General features: G+C 70.6%; 21 protein-coding genes. 6 read left to right on the top strand and 15 right to left on the bottom strand.

Going from position 1 to position 17,105, the window contains the following annotated elements; genetic code table 11:
• Positions 1–205 precede the first annotated feature (205 nt).
• The 4 genes from ACIBFB_RS23680 to lysX form a co-directional block, all read right to left on the bottom strand.
• Entirely contained in the window at positions 206–475 is a 270-nt protein-coding gene (locus ACIBFB_RS23680; protein ID WP_397233654.1) for a hypothetical protein, read from the bottom strand.
• 432 nt (positions 476–907) lie between these two features.
• On the bottom strand, positions 908–1,507 hold the full coding sequence (locus ACIBFB_RS23675; protein WP_397233652.1) for an amino-acid N-acetyltransferase: 600 nt from the start codon (positions 1,505–1,507) through the stop codon (positions 908–910).
• 137 nt (positions 1,508–1,644) lie between these two features.
• Positions 1,645–1,968 carry a LuxR family transcriptional regulator gene (locus ACIBFB_RS23670; protein WP_397233650.1) on the bottom strand — a complete coding sequence of 108 codons (324 nt, stop codon included), beginning with the start codon at positions 1,966–1,968 and terminating at the stop codon, positions 1,645–1,647.
• A gap of 662 nt (positions 1,969–2,630) precedes the next feature.
• Positions 2,631–4,130, bottom strand: coding sequence for a bifunctional lysylphosphatidylglycerol synthetase/lysine--tRNA ligase LysX (gene lysX / locus ACIBFB_RS23665; protein ID WP_397233648.1), 1,500 nt, complete (start codon positions 4,128–4,130; stop codon positions 2,631–2,633).
• Between the two features lie 146 nt (positions 4,131–4,276).
• Between lysX and ACIBFB_RS23660 the strand changes: the two genes are divergently transcribed.
• Both ACIBFB_RS23660 and ACIBFB_RS23655 read left to right on the top strand, forming a co-directional pair.
• The gene (locus tag ACIBFB_RS23660; protein ID WP_397233646.1) at positions 4,277–4,489 is read left to right on the top strand and encodes a type II toxin-antitoxin system VapB family antitoxin; all 213 of its coding nucleotides are present in this window, start codon (positions 4,277–4,279) and stop codon (positions 4,487–4,489) included.
• Positions 4,486–4,905 (top strand): PIN domain nuclease, encoded by a 420-nt coding sequence (locus ACIBFB_RS23655; protein WP_397233644.1) that lies wholly within the window; start codon positions 4,486–4,488, stop codon positions 4,903–4,905. The genes ACIBFB_RS23660 and ACIBFB_RS23655 overlap by 4 nt, the downstream gene beginning before the upstream one ends.
• Positions 4,906–4,943: 38 nt before the next feature.
• Here ACIBFB_RS23655 and ACIBFB_RS23650 read toward each other — a convergent pair whose 3' ends face one another.
• The 11 genes from ACIBFB_RS23650 to ACIBFB_RS23600 all read right to left on the bottom strand — a co-directional run bounded on the left by ACIBFB_RS23650 (position 4,944) and on the right by ACIBFB_RS23600 (position 14,926).
• Positions 4,944–5,726 (bottom strand): type III pantothenate kinase, encoded by a 783-nt coding sequence (locus ACIBFB_RS23650; RefSeq protein WP_397233642.1) that lies wholly within the window; start codon positions 5,724–5,726, stop codon positions 4,944–4,946.
• 65 nt (positions 5,727–5,791) lie between these two features.
• A complete protein-coding gene (locus ACIBFB_RS23645; RefSeq protein WP_397233640.1) occupies positions 5,792–8,383 on the bottom strand; it encodes an L-aspartate oxidase in 2,592 nt (863 codons plus the stop codon).
• 100 nt (positions 8,384–8,483) lie between these two features.
• The gene (gene panC, locus ACIBFB_RS23640) at positions 8,484–9,371 is read right to left on the bottom strand and encodes a pantoate--beta-alanine ligase (RefSeq protein ID WP_397233638.1); all 888 of its coding nucleotides are present in this window, start codon (positions 9,369–9,371) and stop codon (positions 8,484–8,486) included.
• 75 nt (positions 9,372–9,446) lie between these two features.
• Positions 9,447–10,331: a Rossmann-like and DUF2520 domain-containing protein gene (locus tag ACIBFB_RS23635; RefSeq protein WP_397233636.1), complete on the bottom strand. Its 885-nt coding sequence runs from the start codon at positions 10,329–10,331 to the stop codon at positions 9,447–9,449.
• 296 nt (positions 10,332–10,627) lie between these two features.
• Positions 10,628–10,867 carry a chaplin family protein gene (locus tag ACIBFB_RS23630; RefSeq protein WP_397233634.1) on the bottom strand — a complete coding sequence of 80 codons (240 nt, stop codon included), beginning with the start codon at positions 10,865–10,867 and terminating at the stop codon, positions 10,628–10,630.
• Positions 10,868–11,110: 243 nt separating this feature from the next.
• Positions 11,111–12,472 (bottom strand): PH domain-containing protein, encoded by a 1,362-nt coding sequence (locus ACIBFB_RS23625; RefSeq protein ID WP_397233632.1) that lies wholly within the window; start codon positions 12,470–12,472, stop codon positions 11,111–11,113.
• 179 nt (positions 12,473–12,651) lie between these two features.
• On the bottom strand, positions 12,652–13,098 hold the full coding sequence (locus ACIBFB_RS23620) for a PH domain-containing protein (protein WP_397233839.1): 447 nt from the start codon (positions 13,096–13,098) through the stop codon (positions 12,652–12,654).
• Positions 13,099–13,247: 149 nt separating this feature from the next.
• A complete protein-coding gene (locus tag ACIBFB_RS23615; RefSeq protein ID WP_397233630.1) occupies positions 13,248–13,715 on the bottom strand; it encodes an NUDIX hydrolase in 468 nt (155 codons plus the stop codon).
• Positions 13,716–13,720: 5 nt separating this feature from the next.
• Positions 13,721–13,924 carry a hypothetical protein gene (locus ACIBFB_RS23610; RefSeq protein WP_397233628.1) on the bottom strand — a complete coding sequence of 68 codons (204 nt, stop codon included), beginning with the start codon at positions 13,922–13,924 and terminating at the stop codon, positions 13,721–13,723.
• 55 nt (positions 13,925–13,979) lie between these two features.
• The gene (locus ACIBFB_RS23605; RefSeq protein WP_397233626.1) at positions 13,980–14,156 is read right to left on the bottom strand and encodes a DUF397 domain-containing protein; all 177 of its coding nucleotides are present in this window, start codon (positions 14,154–14,156) and stop codon (positions 13,980–13,982) included.
• The gene (locus tag ACIBFB_RS23600) at positions 14,153–14,926 is read right to left on the bottom strand and encodes a Scr1 family TA system antitoxin-like transcriptional regulator (protein WP_397233624.1); all 774 of its coding nucleotides are present in this window, start codon (positions 14,924–14,926) and stop codon (positions 14,153–14,155) included. The genes ACIBFB_RS23605 and ACIBFB_RS23600 overlap by 4 nt, the downstream gene beginning before the upstream one ends.
• Before the next feature lie 75 nt (positions 14,927–15,001).
• On the opposite strand from ACIBFB_RS23600, the gene ACIBFB_RS23595 reads away from it, so the two are divergent.
• The 4 genes from ACIBFB_RS23595 to ACIBFB_RS23580 all read left to right on the top strand — a co-directional run bounded on the left by ACIBFB_RS23595 (position 15,002) and on the right by ACIBFB_RS23580 (position 16,685).
• Entirely contained in the window at positions 15,002–15,196 is a 195-nt protein-coding gene (locus ACIBFB_RS23595) for a hypothetical protein (protein WP_397233622.1), read from the top strand.
• 37 nt (positions 15,197–15,233) lie between these two features.
• Positions 15,234–15,389, top strand: a complete 156-nt coding sequence (locus tag ACIBFB_RS23590) for a hypothetical protein (protein ID WP_397233620.1) — start codon at positions 15,234–15,236, stop codon at positions 15,387–15,389.
• Between the two features lie 79 nt (positions 15,390–15,468).
• Positions 15,469–15,591, top strand: coding sequence for a hypothetical protein (locus tag ACIBFB_RS23585; RefSeq protein ID WP_397233618.1), 123 nt, complete (start codon positions 15,469–15,471; stop codon positions 15,589–15,591).
• Entirely contained in the window at positions 15,588–16,685 is a 1,098-nt protein-coding gene (locus tag ACIBFB_RS23580) for an rRNA adenine N-6-methyltransferase family protein (protein ID WP_397233616.1), read from the top strand. Before ACIBFB_RS23585 ends, ACIBFB_RS23580 begins: the two co-directional genes overlap by 4 nt.
• Positions 16,686–17,105: the final 420 nt, after the last annotated feature.

Here is a 17,105-nt window from a genome sequence, read left to right as displayed (position 1 = left end):
CCTTTCAGAAGAGCAGTGCCTTCGCACCTGCAATATAAAGCTATCTCGCGCGAACGCGGAAGACAATTCCCGACGTGCCAGTAATCGCCTGGAGTCGACCCGGGGTTTCGGGGGTCGCCGGAGCTGCGCGGGGCCCTGACGGGCCGGCACGCGCGGATGTGCCCTGATCAGGGCCGCTCGGGGCTCGGCTTGGTCAAGTACCGTATCAACGACCGTCGGATTCGGCGCGTTCCCCACCCCGGGTAATCGACGCATCATCGACCGCACCGGTCACGGCCGTCGCGGTGGCATCCGCCCCCGCGGCCCCGGCCGCGTCACCGCTGACCAGGCTGCCGTCCATCCGACGCGGAGCCATCTCCCTGCGCAGCAGCTTGATGACGAAGGCGCAGAAGACGGTCGCGACAACCACCGGCGGGATGAGCGCGGACAATACGTCGACCAGCCCGGCGGGAAGCACCGACGAAAGGTCACCCATCGAAGCCGTCCACCCTTCCTGGTTGTTACTTATCGCAGCAAATACCCGACTCAGCGTCGGGCCAGTCCTGGGGGATGAGCACCGGGAACCCGGGCAATCGCATACCCGACATCATAGACATCGCTTGCCCCCGGTTTGACACCGGACGTACCGAAGCCCTCCCAGGCAAACCGGATCGTGACCAATGTCCGGCCAAGGCGTCGCTGTCCCGTTGGCAGCGGCACCCCCTGAGTGAACTCGATTCGCGACCCTTCGTAACCGTCCCGGGGGAACTCGATCGGCGGGAGGGTCGCCGAGCGCAGCTACACATTACCCGCCGTCTTCCCCTCTCTTACCACCCGGTGGACATAAGCGAGAGGTCAGGACGGCGCACGCGGACACGGCCCGCGCGGACCCAATCGGGCACTCAGTCCCAAGAGCGCCCGAAAGCCTTTAGCGACGGGCGGTTCGGGACTCGGTCCCCAGGTGCACGAGCATCCGCGTGTTCCCGAGAGTGTTGGGTTTGACCCTCTCGAGGTCGAGGAATTCGGCGACGCCCTCGTCATAGGAACGCAGGAGTTCCTCGTAGACCCGGGAGGAGACCGGGGTGCCCTGGATCGGGGCAAAGCCGTGTTTGGCGAAGAAACCGGTCTCGAATGTCAGACAGAACACACGCCGCACGTCCAACTCCCGCGCCGCGTCCAGCAGTTCGGTCACGATGCGGTGTCCCACTCCGAACCCGCGCAGAGAGGGGTCGACCGCGACGGTGCGGACCTCCGCGAGATCCTCCCAGAGGACGTGGAGGGCGCCGCAGCCCACGACGCGGTACTCGGTCTCCCTCTCGGCCCCGACGGAGCCGGAGGGCGCCGTGGCGGGCGGAGCGTCCTCGACGACCTCCACCTCGGCCACCCAGAATTCCTGGATGTCCTCGTAGAGGTTGACGGTGCTCTTGGAGAGGACGCGGCGGTCGACCGTGTAGGTGTCGACCAGGCGGCGGATGTGGACCACGTCGCGCGTCTTGGCGCGACGGACCCGGACATGACGAACGGACATAGCCGGACCAGACTACGCCCACGTACGCGCCCGCACCTACCGGACCGCTCTTCCTCCGGCGGGTGCCGCGTACCCGTGCGTGCTGGGCCGGGTATGCCCGTGGTCTCTCCCGGCTCACTGCGCCGGGACAGCCAGCCTCAGATGAGCTGGCGTCGTGCGGCCCAGACGACCGCTTCGATGGGGGTGTTCACGCCGAGCACGTCGCAGATGTTGCGGATGCGTCGGCGCAGGGTGCGAGCGCTGAGTTCGAGCCGCCGCGCCGCCACCTCGGTGGTGACGCCGGTGGCGATCTCGGCGAGGAGCTCGAGGTCCTCGTGAGCCAGTTCGACCGGGGCGAAGGCGCCTCCCAGCGCCGTGTCACGCGAACGCGGCTGCAGGGGAACCACGTTCTCCCGGTGCTCCCGCGGCTGGAGAGCACTCTGGTCCTCAACGCTACGCCGTACGAGTGTGGCCTGTTCCACTCCGTCCTCCCTCATCCATGTGAGTGCGGAACATCAACTCGTCACCGGGCGAATCGAGCGTGTTCGGGGGTGACCGAGCCCCGCGGGCCCGACGGCCCTCCGAGAGGACCCCTCTGGCACAGGGGTGGAGGGCGTTGGGGGACACGGGTCGCAGCGGGCCCGTTCGCCGTGGTCTGGGACGGTCAGACCACGCCGAGGGCACACGTGCGTGCGGGATGGGTGGGCCGTGGGTCGGCCCTCACACCTCGCTCACGGTCGTACTCGATCCACTTCGGCAATCTCGCGGACCAAGGTCCGCCCTCAGCACGCTAGGCGGCCGAGATGATACCGTCAAGGGCTGTTAAATCACCATGCGTAGCCTTGTGGCACCGTTCGGTGACAGTGTGACGGGTGGGGCGCATTCGCCACTGGATTGACCTGCGTAAACCTTGATCACTCTCGGTCGACGCCCAGAGGAACGGCGTTCCAAGGAAAAACTGCGACCTGTCGCCGACGACACCCGGCTCTCACTGTGATTTGCCGCCATATGCCCCAAGAGTGAGGTCTGTCCAGTGGCGCACGCCACATTCCGAGGGCGAAAACGGGGCCGCCGCGATGAAGCGCGGCAGCCCCGTTCCCGATTTCGGTCCGCCGGTCGCCCGGATTCGGTTCGGAAAAAGGACTCAGTCTCCGGAGGGCTTGACGATCGGGAAGAGCACGGTCTCACGGATGTTCTTTCCGGTGAACGCCATCAGGAGCCGGTCGATACCGACGCCGACGCCGCCCGTGGGCGGCATTCCGTACTCCAGGGCGCGCAGGAAGTCCTCGTCCAGCTGCATCGCCTCGGGGTCGCCCTCGGCGGCCATGAGCGACTGCTCGGTCAGGCGGCGGCGCTGCTCGACCGGGTCCACCAGCTCCGAGTAGCCGGTCCCCAGCTCCATACCGAAGCCGATCAGGTCCCACTTCTCGGTGAGCAGCGGGTCCTCGCGGTGCTGCCGCGTCAGGGGGCTCGTCTCGACGGGGAAGTCGCACACGAACGTCGGCTGGACGAGCGTGTGCTCCACCAGTTCCTCGAAGAGGTGCTCGACGAGCTTGCCCTGGCCCCACGTGTGGTCGAACTCCACCCCCCCGGCCTCGGCCAGGCGCCGGACGTCCTCCAGCGGGGTCCGCGGGGTGACCTCGGTGCCGAGCGCCTCGGAGACCGCCCCGTACAGGGTGATGCGCGGCCACTCCCCGCCCAGGTCGAAGGTCTGGCCGTCGCGCTCGACCACGGTCGAGCCGAAGACCGCCCGCGCCGCGTCCTGGATGATCTCCCGGGTGATCCGCGCCATGTCGTTGTAGTCGGCGTAGGCCTGGTAGAACTCCAGCATCGTGAACTCGGGGTTGTGCGTGGAGTCCGCGCCCTCGTTCCGGAAGTTCCGGTTGATCTCGAAGACCTTCTCCAGACCGCCCACCACGAGCCGCTTGAGCGACAGCTCCGGGGCGATGCGCAGGTACAGGTCCATGTCGTAGGCGTTGATGTGCGTGGTGAACGGACGCGCCGTGGCGCCGCCGTGCACGCGCATCAGCATCGGGGTCTCGACCTCGATGAACTCCCGGGTGCTGAGCCCCTCCCGGATCGCCCGGATGGCGGCCGAACGGCGGCGCACCATCTGCTGGGACTCGGGGTTGACGATGAGGTCGACGTAGCGCTGGCGCACGCGGGCCTCGGGATCGGTGAGCCCCTTGTGCTTCTCCGGCAGGGGGCGCAGGCACTTGGCGGTCAGCGTCCAGGAGCGGACCAGGACCGAGAGCTCACCGCGGCGGGAGGTGATGACCTCGCCCTCGACGCCCACGTGGTCGCCCAGGTCGACGTCGGCCTTCCACGCGTCCAGCCGCTCCTTGCCGACCTGGTCCAGCGACAGCATGATCTGGACGTCCCCGGTCTCGTCGCGCAGCGTGGCGAAGCAGAGCTTGCCGCCGCTGCGGTAGAGCATCACCCGGCCCGCGATCGAGACGTCGACCCCGGTGCTCGTGTCGGGCTCCAGGCCCTGGTGTTTGTCGCGCACGGCACCGATCGACGTGGTCCGCGGGAAGGTCACGGGGAAGGGGTCGATGCCCTCCTCCCGGAGACGGTCCAGCTTCTGGCGCCGGACCCGCATCTGTTCGGGCAGGTCGTCGTAGGAGTCGTGCGCGTCATTCACGGCCCCGATCCTACTCTCACTCGGACACCCGAATGGCGCTGTCCACAGGCCGTCCGGCAGGGAGCCAGCGCAACGATGCGAACGCCTTGCGATCAGATCATCACCGTACGAAACAGGTGTATCCTGGGTGTATGAGTCGCACAAACATGGACATCGACGACGACCTGATCGCGTTCGTGATGGAGCGTTACCAGATCCGGACGAAACGTGAGGCCGTGGACATCGCGCTCCGCCGCATGGCCGGCACACCTCTCTCCAAGGACTTCCTCCTCGGCCTCGAAGGGATGGGCTGGGAGGGCGATCTGGACGAGATGCGCCGCTCTGGCTTCGAGGATGGGGCCGAGGACGTCCACGTATGACCGCGATCTACCTGATCGACAGTTCCGCGTGGGTGGAATACCTCCGTGGCACGAAGTCCGAGACCAACGACTTCGTCCGTGAACTCATCGAGAAGGAGGCGCATCTGGCGACGACCGAACCCATCGCCGCCGAGCTCCTGAGCGGGGTCAGGAACGCGGCCGAATTCCAAGTCATCGAGCGCCTGACCAGCGGGCTCATCCAATTGTCCTTGGAGAACCGTCTCGACTTCACCTATTCGGCGAGCCTGTACCGAGAAGCACGGACCAAGGGCAAGACCATCCGCAAGCTCTACGACTGCCTCATCGCGGCGGTCGCGCTGCGCAATGACGCGGTACTCGTCCACTGCGACCGCGACTTCGACCACCTGGCCGAGGTCTTCCCGCGACTGCGGGTCCACAGGCACAACAAGGACTGACCGGCGGTGCGGGGAGCCCCCGCACCGCACGGCGGCGTTCAGGCGACGTTGCGCTCGAAGACCAGGCGCAGGCCGGTGAGGGTCAGCCACGGGTCGTGCACGTCCACGGTCTCGCACTCGCCGACGACCACGGAGGCCAGCCCGCCGGTGGCGATCACGGTCACGTCGTCCGGGGCGTCCGTGAGCTCGGTGACCATCCGGTCCACGATCCCGTCGACCTGTCCGGCGAACCCGAACACGATCCCCGAGCGCAGCGCCTCCGTGGTGTTCTTCGCGATCGCCGCACGCGGCTTCACGATCTCCACCATGTGCAGCTGGGCGCCCCTGCGCGACAGCGCGTCCACGGAGATGTCGATCCCCGGCGCGATCGCGCCGCCCACGTACTCCCCCTTCGCGCTCACCGCGTCGAACGTGGTCGCCGTGCCGAAGTCGACCACCACCGCCGGACCCCCGTAGATGTGGCTGGCGGCCAGTGCGTTGATGATCCGGTCGCTGCCCACCTCCTTGGGGTTGTCCATCCGGATCGGCACGCCCGTCTTGACGCCCGGTTCGACGATCACGGCGGGCACGTCCCCGAAGTGGCGGCGGAACATGTCGCGCATCTCGTGCTGCACGGACGGCACCGAGCAGCACAGGGCGATGCCGTCCACGTCCGCCGGGGACCCCAGCTCGCTCCCGTCGATGAGCCCGCGCAGCACCACCGCCCACTCGTCGGCGGTGCGGCGCGTGTCGGTGCCCACTCTCCAGTGTTCGAGGAGGTCGTCGGCCTGGAAGAGGCCGAAGACCGTCTCGGAGTTGCCGACGTCGATGGCGAGCAGCATGCTGGGGACCCTCATCCGTGGTCGAAGTGGCGTGTTCTCTGGGAATCTTCCACCAACCGGGCCGTTCACGACAGGTCGAGTGCGATATCCAGTGCCGGACTGGAATGCGTGAGGGCGCCGACCGCGAGGTAGTCGACCCCCGTGGCGGCGACGTCGGCGGCCACGTCGAGCGTCAGCCCCCCGGAGGACTCCAGCCGCGCGCGCCCGGCGACGAGTCCGACGGCGGAGCGCAGCCCCGGCACCGTGAAGTTGTCCAGGAGGATCTCCTCGGCCCCGGCCGCGATCGCCTCCTCGATCTGGTCGATCCGGTCCACCTCGACCTCCAGGGGCAGGTCGGGGAAGCGCTCGCGGATCGCGCGGACGGCCGCGCCGACGCCGCCCGCGGCCACCACGTGGTTGTCCTTGACCAGCCCGGCGTCGCTGAGGCAGTAGCGGTGGTTGACGCCGCCTCCGCAGCGCACCGCGTACTTCTCCAGCGCGCGCAGCCCGGGGCGGGTCTTGCGGCTGTCGCGGATCCGGGCGTCCGTCCCGGCCACCGCCTCCACCCACGCACGGGTCGCGGTCGCGATGCCCGACAGGTGCGTGAGGAGGTTGAGCGCCGTCCGTTCGGCGGTGAGCAGGTCGCGGGTGCGGGCGGTGACGGACATGAGCACGTCCCCGCGCTTGACCGCGTCGCCGTCCCGGGCGGGGCGGGCGATCTCCAGGGCGCCGTCCGTGACCAGCCAGAAGACCAGTTCGGCCAGGGGCAGGCCGCTGACCGTGCCGTCGGCGCGCGCCACGACGTGGGCGGTGCGCACCTGGTCCGCGGGGATGGTGGCCACGGTGGTGACGTCGATGCGCGGACCGGCGGTGAGGTCCTCCGCCAGGGCGCGGCGCACGAGGTCCACATGGGACTGGTGGGGCGCGGTGTAGGGGAGGGTGAACTCGGCCCGGGTGTCCGGGTCCGGGGTCCCCTCCGCGAGCGGGAACGCGATGTCGTCCAGCGCGGCGACGAGCGCGGGCGGCAGGGACGGGGTCCAGTCCTCGTCGGTGGCCACGGGGGTGCTGCCCTCCAGTCGGACGACGACCGGGCGCGCCCGGTACTCGGGGTCGGGTTCGGGGGCGTCGGCGCGCTGGTGCGAGCCGCGGCTCTCGGTGCGGTGCAGCGCGGCGGCGGCGACCAGCCGGGCCACGGTGAGCAGGTTGACGGCCTCCCAGGTGGCGGTGTCAGGGCGGACGTCCGTGCCGTGGGTGGTGAGCGCGTCGAGTTCGGTGACCAGCGCGGCCAGCCCCTCGGCGGTGCGCCGGACCCCGGCGTGGCGGGACATCAGGGCCCGCACGCGGGTGGCGGCGGTCGGGTCGACGAGTCGGGTGACCTCCCCGGTGGACACGCCCCGCGTCGGGATCGGGCGCGCGTCGGCGGCGAGGCGGGCGGCGATCCGGTCCGCGTAGACCAGCCCCTCCAGGAGGGAGTTGGAGGCCAGGCGGTTGGCGCCGTGGACGCCGGTGCGCGCCACCTCGCCGACCGCCCAGAGGCCGGGAACGCTGGTGGCGCCGTCGATGTCGACCTCGGCGCCGCCAGACGCGTAGTGCGCGGCGGGCGACACGGGGATCGGCTCGGTGACGGGGTCGATCCCGTGCGCGCGGCAGGCCGCCAGGATCGTGGGGAAGCGGCGCTCCCAGGTCCGCGCGCCGAAGTGGCGCGCGTCCAGGTGGACGTGGTCGGTGCCCTGCTCGGCCATGACGCGCGCGATGGTCCTGGCCACGACGTCGCGGGGGGCGAGGTCGGCCAGCTCGTGGACGCCCTCCATGATCCGCTTCCCGCGTCGGTCGACCAGGAAGGCGCCCTCGCCGCGCACCGCCTCGGAGACGAGCGGCTGCCTGCCGCGGGCGTCCGGGCCCAGCCAGAGCACGGTGGGGTGGAACTGGATGAACTCCAGGTCGCGCAGGCGCGCCCCGGCGCGCGCCGCGAGCGCGAGGCCGTCCCCGGTGGACACCGGCGGGTTGGTGGTGGCGGCGAAGATCTGGCCCATCCCGCCGGTCGCCAGGACGACGGCGGGAGCCAGCACGGCGCCGACGCCGTCGCGCGCGCCCTCGCCGATCACGTGGAGGGTGGCGCCGACGACGGCGGAGGTGTCGGGGTCGCGCAGGACGTCCAGCGCGAGGGCGTGTTCGATGACCTCGATCCGCTCCTCGGCCATGACGGCGGCCTGGAGCGCGCGCTGGATCTCGGCCCCGGTGGCGTCGCCCCCGGCGTGCGCGACCCGGTCGGCCCGGTGTCCGCCCTCCCGGGTGAGGGCGAGGTCTCCGCCGTCGGTGCGGTCGAACTCGGCGCCGGCCCCGATGAGCCAGCGCAGGGCGTCGGGGCCCTCGGTCGCCAGGACGTGCACGGCGAGGGGGTCGCACAGGCCCGCCCCGGCCAGGTGGGTGTCGACCATGTGCGCGACGGGGTCGTCGCCGGGGGCCATGGCCGCGGCGATGCCGCCCTGGGCGTAGGACGTGGAGCCCGTGGACAGGCGGTCCTTGGTGACGAGCACGACGCGGCCGCGCTCGGTGCGCTGGACGTAGCGCAGGGCCGTGCTCAGCCCGGCGACGCCCGAGCCGATGACGGCGACGTCGGCGCCGACGGTCCACGACGGGGCGGGGGCGTCGATCCGGGTCTGTCTGGATGTGGTCATGTGCGTCTCTTTCGCAGGTGCCGACCGTGGCTGGGCGGTCGTGGGTCGGCTCGGTCCCGAGGGTGGGCCGCCGTCGTGCGGCGACGGCGCCGCGGCGCCCCTAGCGGTGGGGAAGCCGCACCGGCACGTTGTCGATGAGCCGGGTCGTCCCGACGCGGGCGGCGACGGCGAGGACCGCCTCGCCCGCGTATCCGGCGGGGACGTCCGCGAACGTGGCGGGGTCGACCAGGGCGAGGTAGTCGGGTTCGACCGGCGGAGCGGCCTTGGCGGCCTCGTCGAGGACGGCCCGTGCCGCGGCGCGGACGGCGTCGGGCCCGTCGGCGGCGGCGCCGCGCCCGGCATTCAGGGCGCGGGACAGGGCGAGGGCGCTGGCGCGCTCGTCCTGGTCCAGGTAGACGTTCCTGCTCGACGTGGCCAGGCCGTCGGGGTCGCGCAGGGTGGGGGCGCCGACGATCTCCACGGGGAGGTTGAGGTCGGTGACCATCCGGCGGACGACGGCGAGCTGCTGGGCGTCCTTCTGACCGAAGACGGCCACGTCGGGGCCGACCAGGTGCAGGAGCTTGCTGACGACGGTGAGCACCCCGGTGAAGAACCCGGGCCGGGAGGCGCCCTCCAGGCGTTCGCCCATGGGCCCGGCCTGGACGGTGACCATCTGCTCCGACGGGTACATCGTGTTCACGCTCGGGGCGAAGACCACGTCCACGCCCTCCTCCGCGCAGACCGCCGCGTCCGTGTCGAGCGTGCGCGGGTAGCGGTCGAAGTCCTCGTTCGGGCCGAACTGGAGCGGGTTGACGAAGACGCTCACGACGACGGTGTCGGCGTGGGCACGGGCGAGGCGCATGAGGCTGCGGTGGCCCTCGTGCAGGGCGCCCATGGTGGGGACGAGGGCGACGCGCCCGGCGTCGGAGAGGACGCGGCGCAGGTCGTCGGCCGTGTGGACGAGGCGGGGACGGTCGGCGGGCGCGGTCTGGGGCGTGGGTTCGGTCATGGTGGTTTCCCGTGGTGGTGGTGTTCGGCGCGGGCGCCGGTACGCGTCCGGTGTCGTCGAGTGCCGCGGTGGGCCTCAGCGGCGCAGGACGTCGAGCAGGCGCGCGGCGTCGGCGGGGTCGAGCATCCCCGCGTTGATCGCCCGGTCCGCGGTGAGGCGGGCGAGCTCGACGTAGCTGGCGACGCTCTCGGGGGCGTTCTCGCGCAACTGCTCGATGTGTCCGGCGACGGTTCCGGCGTCGCCGCGCAGGACCGGGCCGCTCAGGCCGTGGATGCCGAAGCGCAGTGCGTTGTCCAGGGCGGCGCCGAGCATGGGGGCGAGCATCCGGCCGGGCTCGGGCACCCCGGCGGCGGCGAGCAGGGCGGCGCTGTCGGCCACGAGCGTGACCAGGTGGTTGGCGCCCCCGGCGAGGGCCGCGTGGTAGAGGGTGCGTTTGTCCTCGGTGATCCACACGGGTTCCGCTCCCATCTCGACCACGAGCGCCTCGGCGATGGGGCGCAGCTGGTCGGGGGCGGTGACGCCGAACGCGCAGTTGGCGAGCCGCTCGATGTCCTCGTCGCGTCCGGTGAAGGTCATCGCGGGGTGGAGGGCGAGCGGCAGGGCTCCGGCGATGGTGGCGGGGGCCAGGACCCCGTAGCCGTGCGCCCCGCTGGCGTGGACGAGGAGCTTGCCCCGCAGCGCGGCGCCGGTGGCGGCGAGCCCCTCGACGAGGTCGGGCAGGGCGTCGTCGGGCACCGTGACGAGGACGAGGTCGCTGGCCCCGACGACCTCGGGAGCGTCGAGGACCCGTGCGGTCGGCAGCCGGGAGGCGACGTTGGCCTTGGAGGTCTCGGAGACCGCGGTGGCCGCGACGACCTTGTGCCCGGCCCTGCCCAGGGCCTGGCCGAGGACGGAGCCGACCCGGCCGGGTCCGATGACGCCGACTCGCAGCCGCGCCGGGCGGCCCTGCGTCGTCTCCATGGTCGTGCCCCTTCGTGGTCCCGTGCGTCCGGTCACCCCCCGCACCGTGACGCCTGAGCACACGATAACTCTCCTGGACCGGTGACCCGCCGACCAGCCCCGGACGCGGGGGCGGGCGCCGCGTGGGCGCCCTCCGCGACCGCTCGCGAGGGGTGGGGACAGACGCGAAGGGCGCCACCCCGCCTTCGCGGAATGGCGCCCGAGCGGAACGCTCTGGACCTGGTCGGACCGGATCACCCGGGACGTCTCCCGGCTGGACACCCCCGACCCGACCAGGTGGCCCGGCCCGGCTCCGCCTAGTTGATGACCTTGGCGTCGGAGCCGGTGCAGTTGGCGCCCGCGACGCCGATGACGGCGATCGCGTTGCCGCAGACGTTGATCGGGATGTCGAGGTCGGCCACGAGCTGGTTGCCGCCGAGAATGCTGCCGTTACCCGAAGTGAACACGTTGCTGTTGGCCATGGCCGGAGCGCCGGTGAACAGGACGCTGGCGGCAGCGGCGGTGATGGCGCTGGCGGCGAGAGCCTTCTTCAGCATGGTTTCTCCCGTAGGTCGATCGACAGGGGGTGCCAACCAACCCAAATTATTGACGATGTGTATGACAGTGAACACTCCCCGTGTTCGGACACCATTTAGCCATACTCAACCGCCGCGCACGACCTGATCAGCGAGGCGTGGCGCGGCCAGGACCTGGAGCTATCACGCCGAGTGAGCAGATATGTCGGACATGCCGACCGCAACCACGGAGGCATCAGCCTTCATATGTGACTCATCCCACACTCACTCCCCGGGAGTGTCCACGGCCCCCTCGGCCGGTCCCTCCGTCGACCGCGTCGCCCACCGCTCGGTACCCGCCTCGGGGACCCGTGCCCTGTGCGCGGCCACCACCAGCGCGTCCAGGAGACGGCGGCCCTCCGCCGCCGTCCGCCCCGCGGCCCGACCGTCCGCCGGCCCCGGCGGCGTGTCCACGTCCACGGCCACCCGGCCGGTGAAGCGCGCCAGCGGCCCCGCCGTCAACCTCAGGGTCTGCATCCGCTCCACGGGAACGATGTCCGTCACCCGGCAGAACGGGCCGCGCACGGTGACGAACAGGTGCTCGTCCGCGCCTGTCAGCCGCGGCGCCCACCGTCCGTCCCGAACCAGCGGCACGAACGCCGGGTCCGACCCGACGAACACCTCGTTCACCAGCGAGAACGCCAGACGTCGCGGTGCCACCGGCAGCAGCGTCGCCGAGTCTCCCTGGCGGGCGCCCGCGTACCCGGCCACGTTGGCCTCCACGCGCGCCACCCCGAGGACCCGCCACAGCAGGGGCTCCACGACGCGCACGGCCTGTACCCGCCCCGGCGGGACCGTCTGCATCCGCCGCTGGAACATGCCGTACCGCAGCCGCAGGCCGTCGGAGGACAGCGACGCGTAGTAGTCCGTGTAGCGCGCCAGCGGGCCCCAGAAGTAGCGGATCAGGCCGAGGACCAGCGGGATGAGCGCGCCCGCGACCCCGGCCTCGGCGAACAGCAGTCCGATCAGCGTCAGCAGGAGCACCGCGACGAACGAGAGCAGGATCGGGACCCGGAAGGTCAGTGCCCCGAGCAGCAACGGGAACGGCAGCCGGTAGAAGGGCCACTCGGGCGCTTCGGGCGACCTGCCCGGCAGCCCGGCGGCGTGCGCGAGCACGGCCACCCTGAGGCGTTCGGCCAACGGCTTGTCCAGGCACCGCAGACGGATCGCGGTGCGGTCCCCGCCCGCCAACTCGATGCGCAGCTCGGCCAGCCCGAACACCTGCATCAGCAGCGGCTGGACCACGTCCACCGCCTGGAGGCGGCTCAGCGGGATCTCCCGCGATCCCCGCAGCACCAGCCCGCTGTGCACCACCAGGTGGTCCTCACGCAGGCCAAAGGTGCCGTACCACCACGCGGGGAGCGCGTAGGCGAGCGATCCGAAGACGACGGCGAGCGCGAGCAGGAACACCCAGGCGACGCCGAAGGTGAACAGGATCGGCCCCACGAGCGCCACGAACACCAGCGTGACGGCCAAGACCTGCATCGGGATGATCGACCAGTGCGACCGGAACACCCCGCTGGTGACGTCGTCCTCCGGCCGGGGACGCCACAGCGGCGGGGGCCGGTACCCCATGGTGGGCGGCATCAGGGCGACCCCCGGCGGTACCGCGCCGGGACGCGGGGCCGGGCCCCACCACGGCCGCCCCGCGGACGCGGGCGGCCCCGGAGGTCCTGGGGGCGTCGGCGGCAGCGGTCGTCCGGCAGTGCCCTGGGGGTGTCCGAGGGGCGGCTGTCCGGGCCGCGGGTACTGGGTCGATCCGTCCACTACAGCCCCGTCGAGAAGCTCTCGCTGCGCGCCGCGAGCCGGTCGCGCATCCCCACCGCCTCGGCCAGCGGAAGCCCCACCACCCGGGTGTCGGCCGTGCTCGCCGCGGTGCGCAGCCGCACGGTCGCGATGCCCAGGGCCTGCTCCAGGAGGTCCGCGGTCACGTCGACGACCTGCATCCGGCCGTAGGGGACCACCACGAGCTGGCGCAGGACCACGCCGTAGGTCAGGTAGAGCTCCCCGGGGCCCTCCACGTACCCCCACGACCGCTGGAACCGCCCCGCCAGCAGCCATCCGGCCGCGAGGGCGACGAGGGTCAGGGCCGCCACGGCGGCGGCCCACACGGGTCCGAACCACACGTACGACAGGATCGCGGCGGCCGTCCCTCCGACCAGGCACAGCGAGCCGACCACCAGCCTGCGGTACAGGGCCAGGGCGGGCGACACGCGCAGCCAGGACGTCCCCTCGGGCGGGGCGAACGCCGCCGCGAGCGGGTCGTCGGGGGGAGGCGGGCCGGACGGAGGCGGTGTCGGTGCCGGGTCAGTGGTGTCCACGACGCCAGTCAACCATCTCCACGCAAGCCCGCCCGTCACCCTCAACCGAGGTGCGGCGGCCCGTTCCTGAGTGCGTGTTCCACCCGCAGCCGCTGAGTGCGGTGCATGTCCAGCCCGCCCATTTCCTCCAGCCCGAACCAGCGGACCTCGTGGGACTCGGCGCTCACCCGGAGCCCGCCGCCCACCACCACGGCCCGGAAGCAGACATTGAACTGACGGCGCACCTCGCCGTCGCTGTAGGCGATGATGTGCCGGGGATCCGTGTACGTGCCCACCAGCCCGGTGACACGTACGTCGTATCCCGTCTCCTCCTTCACCTCCCGCACGGCCGTGTCCGGCAGGCTCTCGGTCATCTCCATTCCGCCACCGGGCATCGCCCACAGCCCGTTGTCGGCCCGCCGCTGCAACAGCAGGCGACCGGAGCCGTCGAACACCGCGGCGCTGGCCGCCACCACCAGGCTGTTCGGCGTTGGAGCCGCCTGATCGTCGTAGAACTCGGTTCGGGCCATCGGAATCACTCCTGGAGGGGACGGGCAGTGCGCCACACGGCGTCGACGCTCTCGGCGTAGGCGTCGAACAGACCGCTGTCGGTCTTCCTGTACAGGTGGAACAGCGGGTTACCGTAGGCGTTCACACCGTAGATGTGGGCGTTGACGTACATCTCGTCGTCGGCACGGTAGACCGAGTTGCAGAGCGACGAATAGTCCGATGGGTACACACCTACGCGGGGATCCCGAACACATTTCCTTTCCGGGATCCCCACGTACCGGGTCCTACCGCGTCACGGACGCCAGCAGCGCCGCCCACTCGCGGGCGTCGAACGGCAGGTGCCCAGCCTCGCGGTGCTTGGTGTCGCGCACGTCCGCACCCGCCTCGTGCTCTCGGACCTCGACGCAGTCATGCCCCTGGGTGGGGCTGTAACTCGACTTGTGCCATTCTCCGGGCTTCACTTCAACATTCCTTCCATGAGGGTTCTCGATTGGATCATGGGCAGTGCCGCCCCGAGCATCCTCTTGGCCTGACCCGCAAGACGTTCGATATCGGTCGGCTCGTCGTAGACCTCAAGCCCGCGTACGTGTTCGCCCGCAGCGACCGTTCCCCCATCCCTCTGATGGAACAGGACCACGGGCGCGACGAGGGAGACGGGGGTGTCCTCGGGGATGAGGTGCACCCGCACACGGGCCGCACCGGTCAAGGAAAGCAGGCGGTTCACCTGGTCACGGCGGACCCCGTCGGGCAGGCACGTCAACGCGTACACGGGGAACACGGCCACGACCCACGGGTTGCCGTTCGACCTCAGTAGGTCGTACTGCGAGGCCTGGCGTTCGGCGACCCGTTGGATCTCCTCGTCCGTGCCGGGATACATCGCTTCTTCCAGCATCATCCGGGCGTAGGAGACGGCTTGCAGCAAGTCGGGAACCGCGTTCGGGACAACGGCCTCGATGGTGTGGGACGCCCTGCGGAGCTGCTCCAACGGGCGTCTCCAGTGGGGGATGATCGAACCCGTGGCTTCGTACTGCCACGCCCTGATCAGACGCCCGTTGCACTTGAGCGCACGGTCAAGGGCCTCGGCGACGTCCCGATCCGGCAGATTCTCGCCGTTCTCCCAGCGACTGACCGTGCCGCCGACCACACCGACGATCCGACCGAGGGCGTCTTGTGTGATTCCCGCGTTCCTGCGGGCCTCCTTCAACAGCTTGCAGAAATCCTGCGCGCTCATGCGGTGACTCTAGGCGGGGCACGTGAACTGGTCACCAGGTCGATGCACACCGTAGTGAAGGTGTGACCTGGTCTCATGCAGACCTGGACTCGCAAGGCCGCCCGCGAACTTCGCCGCCATGACATCGTGCTCGTCGGGGCCGGGCGCCTCCGCGTGGTCACCGCCGTGGAGCCCGACCCGGACCCCGCCTTCGTGAACCTCCGTCTCGGGGCCGCGTGGTACCGCTATCCGGCCGGTCAGTTGGTGGTGGTGGACGGTGCTCGCCGGTGACCCCGTGGTCTCTTATCTGGGACACGGAGTCTGGCGCGTGGGCGACGTGGCCGGAAGCTGGCACGTCTGCCACACCCACCTCACCCGCCAGTACGGGATGCGGCACAGCGAGGCCAATCAGGCGCTGGTTGACGCCGCACGCAACCCGATGGGCGACGCCAAGCCGGAAGACCGACGTACCCCGCACCCGTGACCGCTTCGGACACACCACGAGATCGCATCCGCACGCGGGGTAGACACCGAGCGCCCCCGTCCTGAGAGAGGAACGACGCATGGCCACGTGCGCGGCATGCAAGGGTGAGGGAACGATCGTCGCCGGTGGGGACGGATCGGGCCCCTGGTCCGACAAGGAGGTCGTCACCTGCGGCGACTGCAACGGAACGGGAGAGAAGTGACGGACCTGGACGACCTGCACACCCGGCTCGTCGAACGCCTGGACACCACCGACACCATTCGCGCGGCGTTCGCCGGCCATCCCCGCCACCATTTCATCCCCGACCTCATCTGGCCGGATGTCCAGGGGCTTCCACTCCCCCGCAGGCGGAATCCGCAGCGCTGGGCGGAGTGCGTCTACTCGGACGGCTTCGTCGTCACCCAGGCCAACGACGGGGGAAGCGGCCTGGTCAACACCCCCTCTTCGTCGTCCTCGGCACCCCAGGTGATGGCGGACATGATCGAGGCGGCGAGCGTCTCTCCCGGGATGCGGGTGCTGGAGATCGGCACGGGAACCGGATGGAACGCCGCCATCCTGGATTCCCTGGTCGGTCCAACCGGTTCGGTCACGTCGCTGGAGATCGACCCGGACGTGGCCGCTCGTGCCCGTAGGGTGCTCGCCGGAACCCGGGTGGACGTCGTCCACGGCACACAGCCGCCGCCCGGCTCGGTCTTCGACGCGGTCATCGCCACGTGCGCCGTCCGCCGCCTCCCCCTCGCGTGGCTGGTCTGTCTCGACGGCGGTTCGACGCTCGTCGTGCCCTGGGCCCCCTACCCCGAAGGCGGACCGACCCCGATCGCGGCCCTGCGCAAGACGGGCCAGGCCAGTGCCACGGGTCCCGTGGTGCGTGACGCGGCGTTCATGCGGGACCGCACCCAGCGCCAGGGCGGGCCCTCCTTCCCCGGAGTCGGTCAGGCCGCCGAGACCACAGCCCGGTTCCCTCTGGGGTCGGACGACCTGATCGGCCGCGACCTGCTCACCCGGCTCATGCTGGCCTGCCCCGGCATCCACGTCGCCGTGGGCGGACGACCGTGGAAGGACGGACGGGCGAGGCTGGTCGCCGTGGGGGACGCCCGGAGCTGGGCGTGGATCTGGCCGGACGCCTCGGTCACCGGCGGCGGTGGGACCACGGCACTGAAGACCTTCACGGCAGCCTATGCGGCGCTGGACGAGGCGGACTGGCCCCCTCTGGACGCGTTCACGGTGGATGTCGATGCGCAGCGCGGTGTGTGCGTCGTCCGATCCGGGGCTGGTTCCTGGGAGCACCGGGCCTGACCCGCACACGGGTCGGGGCGGACTCGGGGTCCTGGAAAGACCGTACACTCGGCGCGTTTCACACAGGCCGGAAAATATGCCCCCATTCGGTCGAAAGGGATAGTTCTGGCGAGACAGTGAAATGGGGCCACGCCTTTTCCCCATGGCCCTGACCTGTGACGATACCGAGAGCATGAAGTTTTTTCCGACGGGTTCGCAGAAAAGTTCGCCTGCGCTCCACGTGTGCTCTACTCTTCTTGCCAAACCCACAACTCCATTCGACGAAGACCCCGCGACGCTAGCAAGCGCCCGGGGTCGTGGTCAGCAACTCAACACCTTCAAAGACAAGGATTGCCATAGGGTTGGCCGCCCGGCGAGGTATCTGCCATTTGCAGACCCTTTTCCGAGCGACCTCCCTCCGAACCACGCATGCCAGTTTCC

The organism is Nocardiopsis sp. NPDC050513 (genome assembly GCF_044457925.1).
Taxonomy (GTDB): domain Bacteria; phylum Actinomycetota; class Actinomycetes; order Streptosporangiales; family Streptosporangiaceae; genus Nocardiopsis.
The sequence above is the reverse complement of the archived record's forward strand: the minus strand, read 5'-3'. Positions and strand labels throughout refer to the sequence as shown.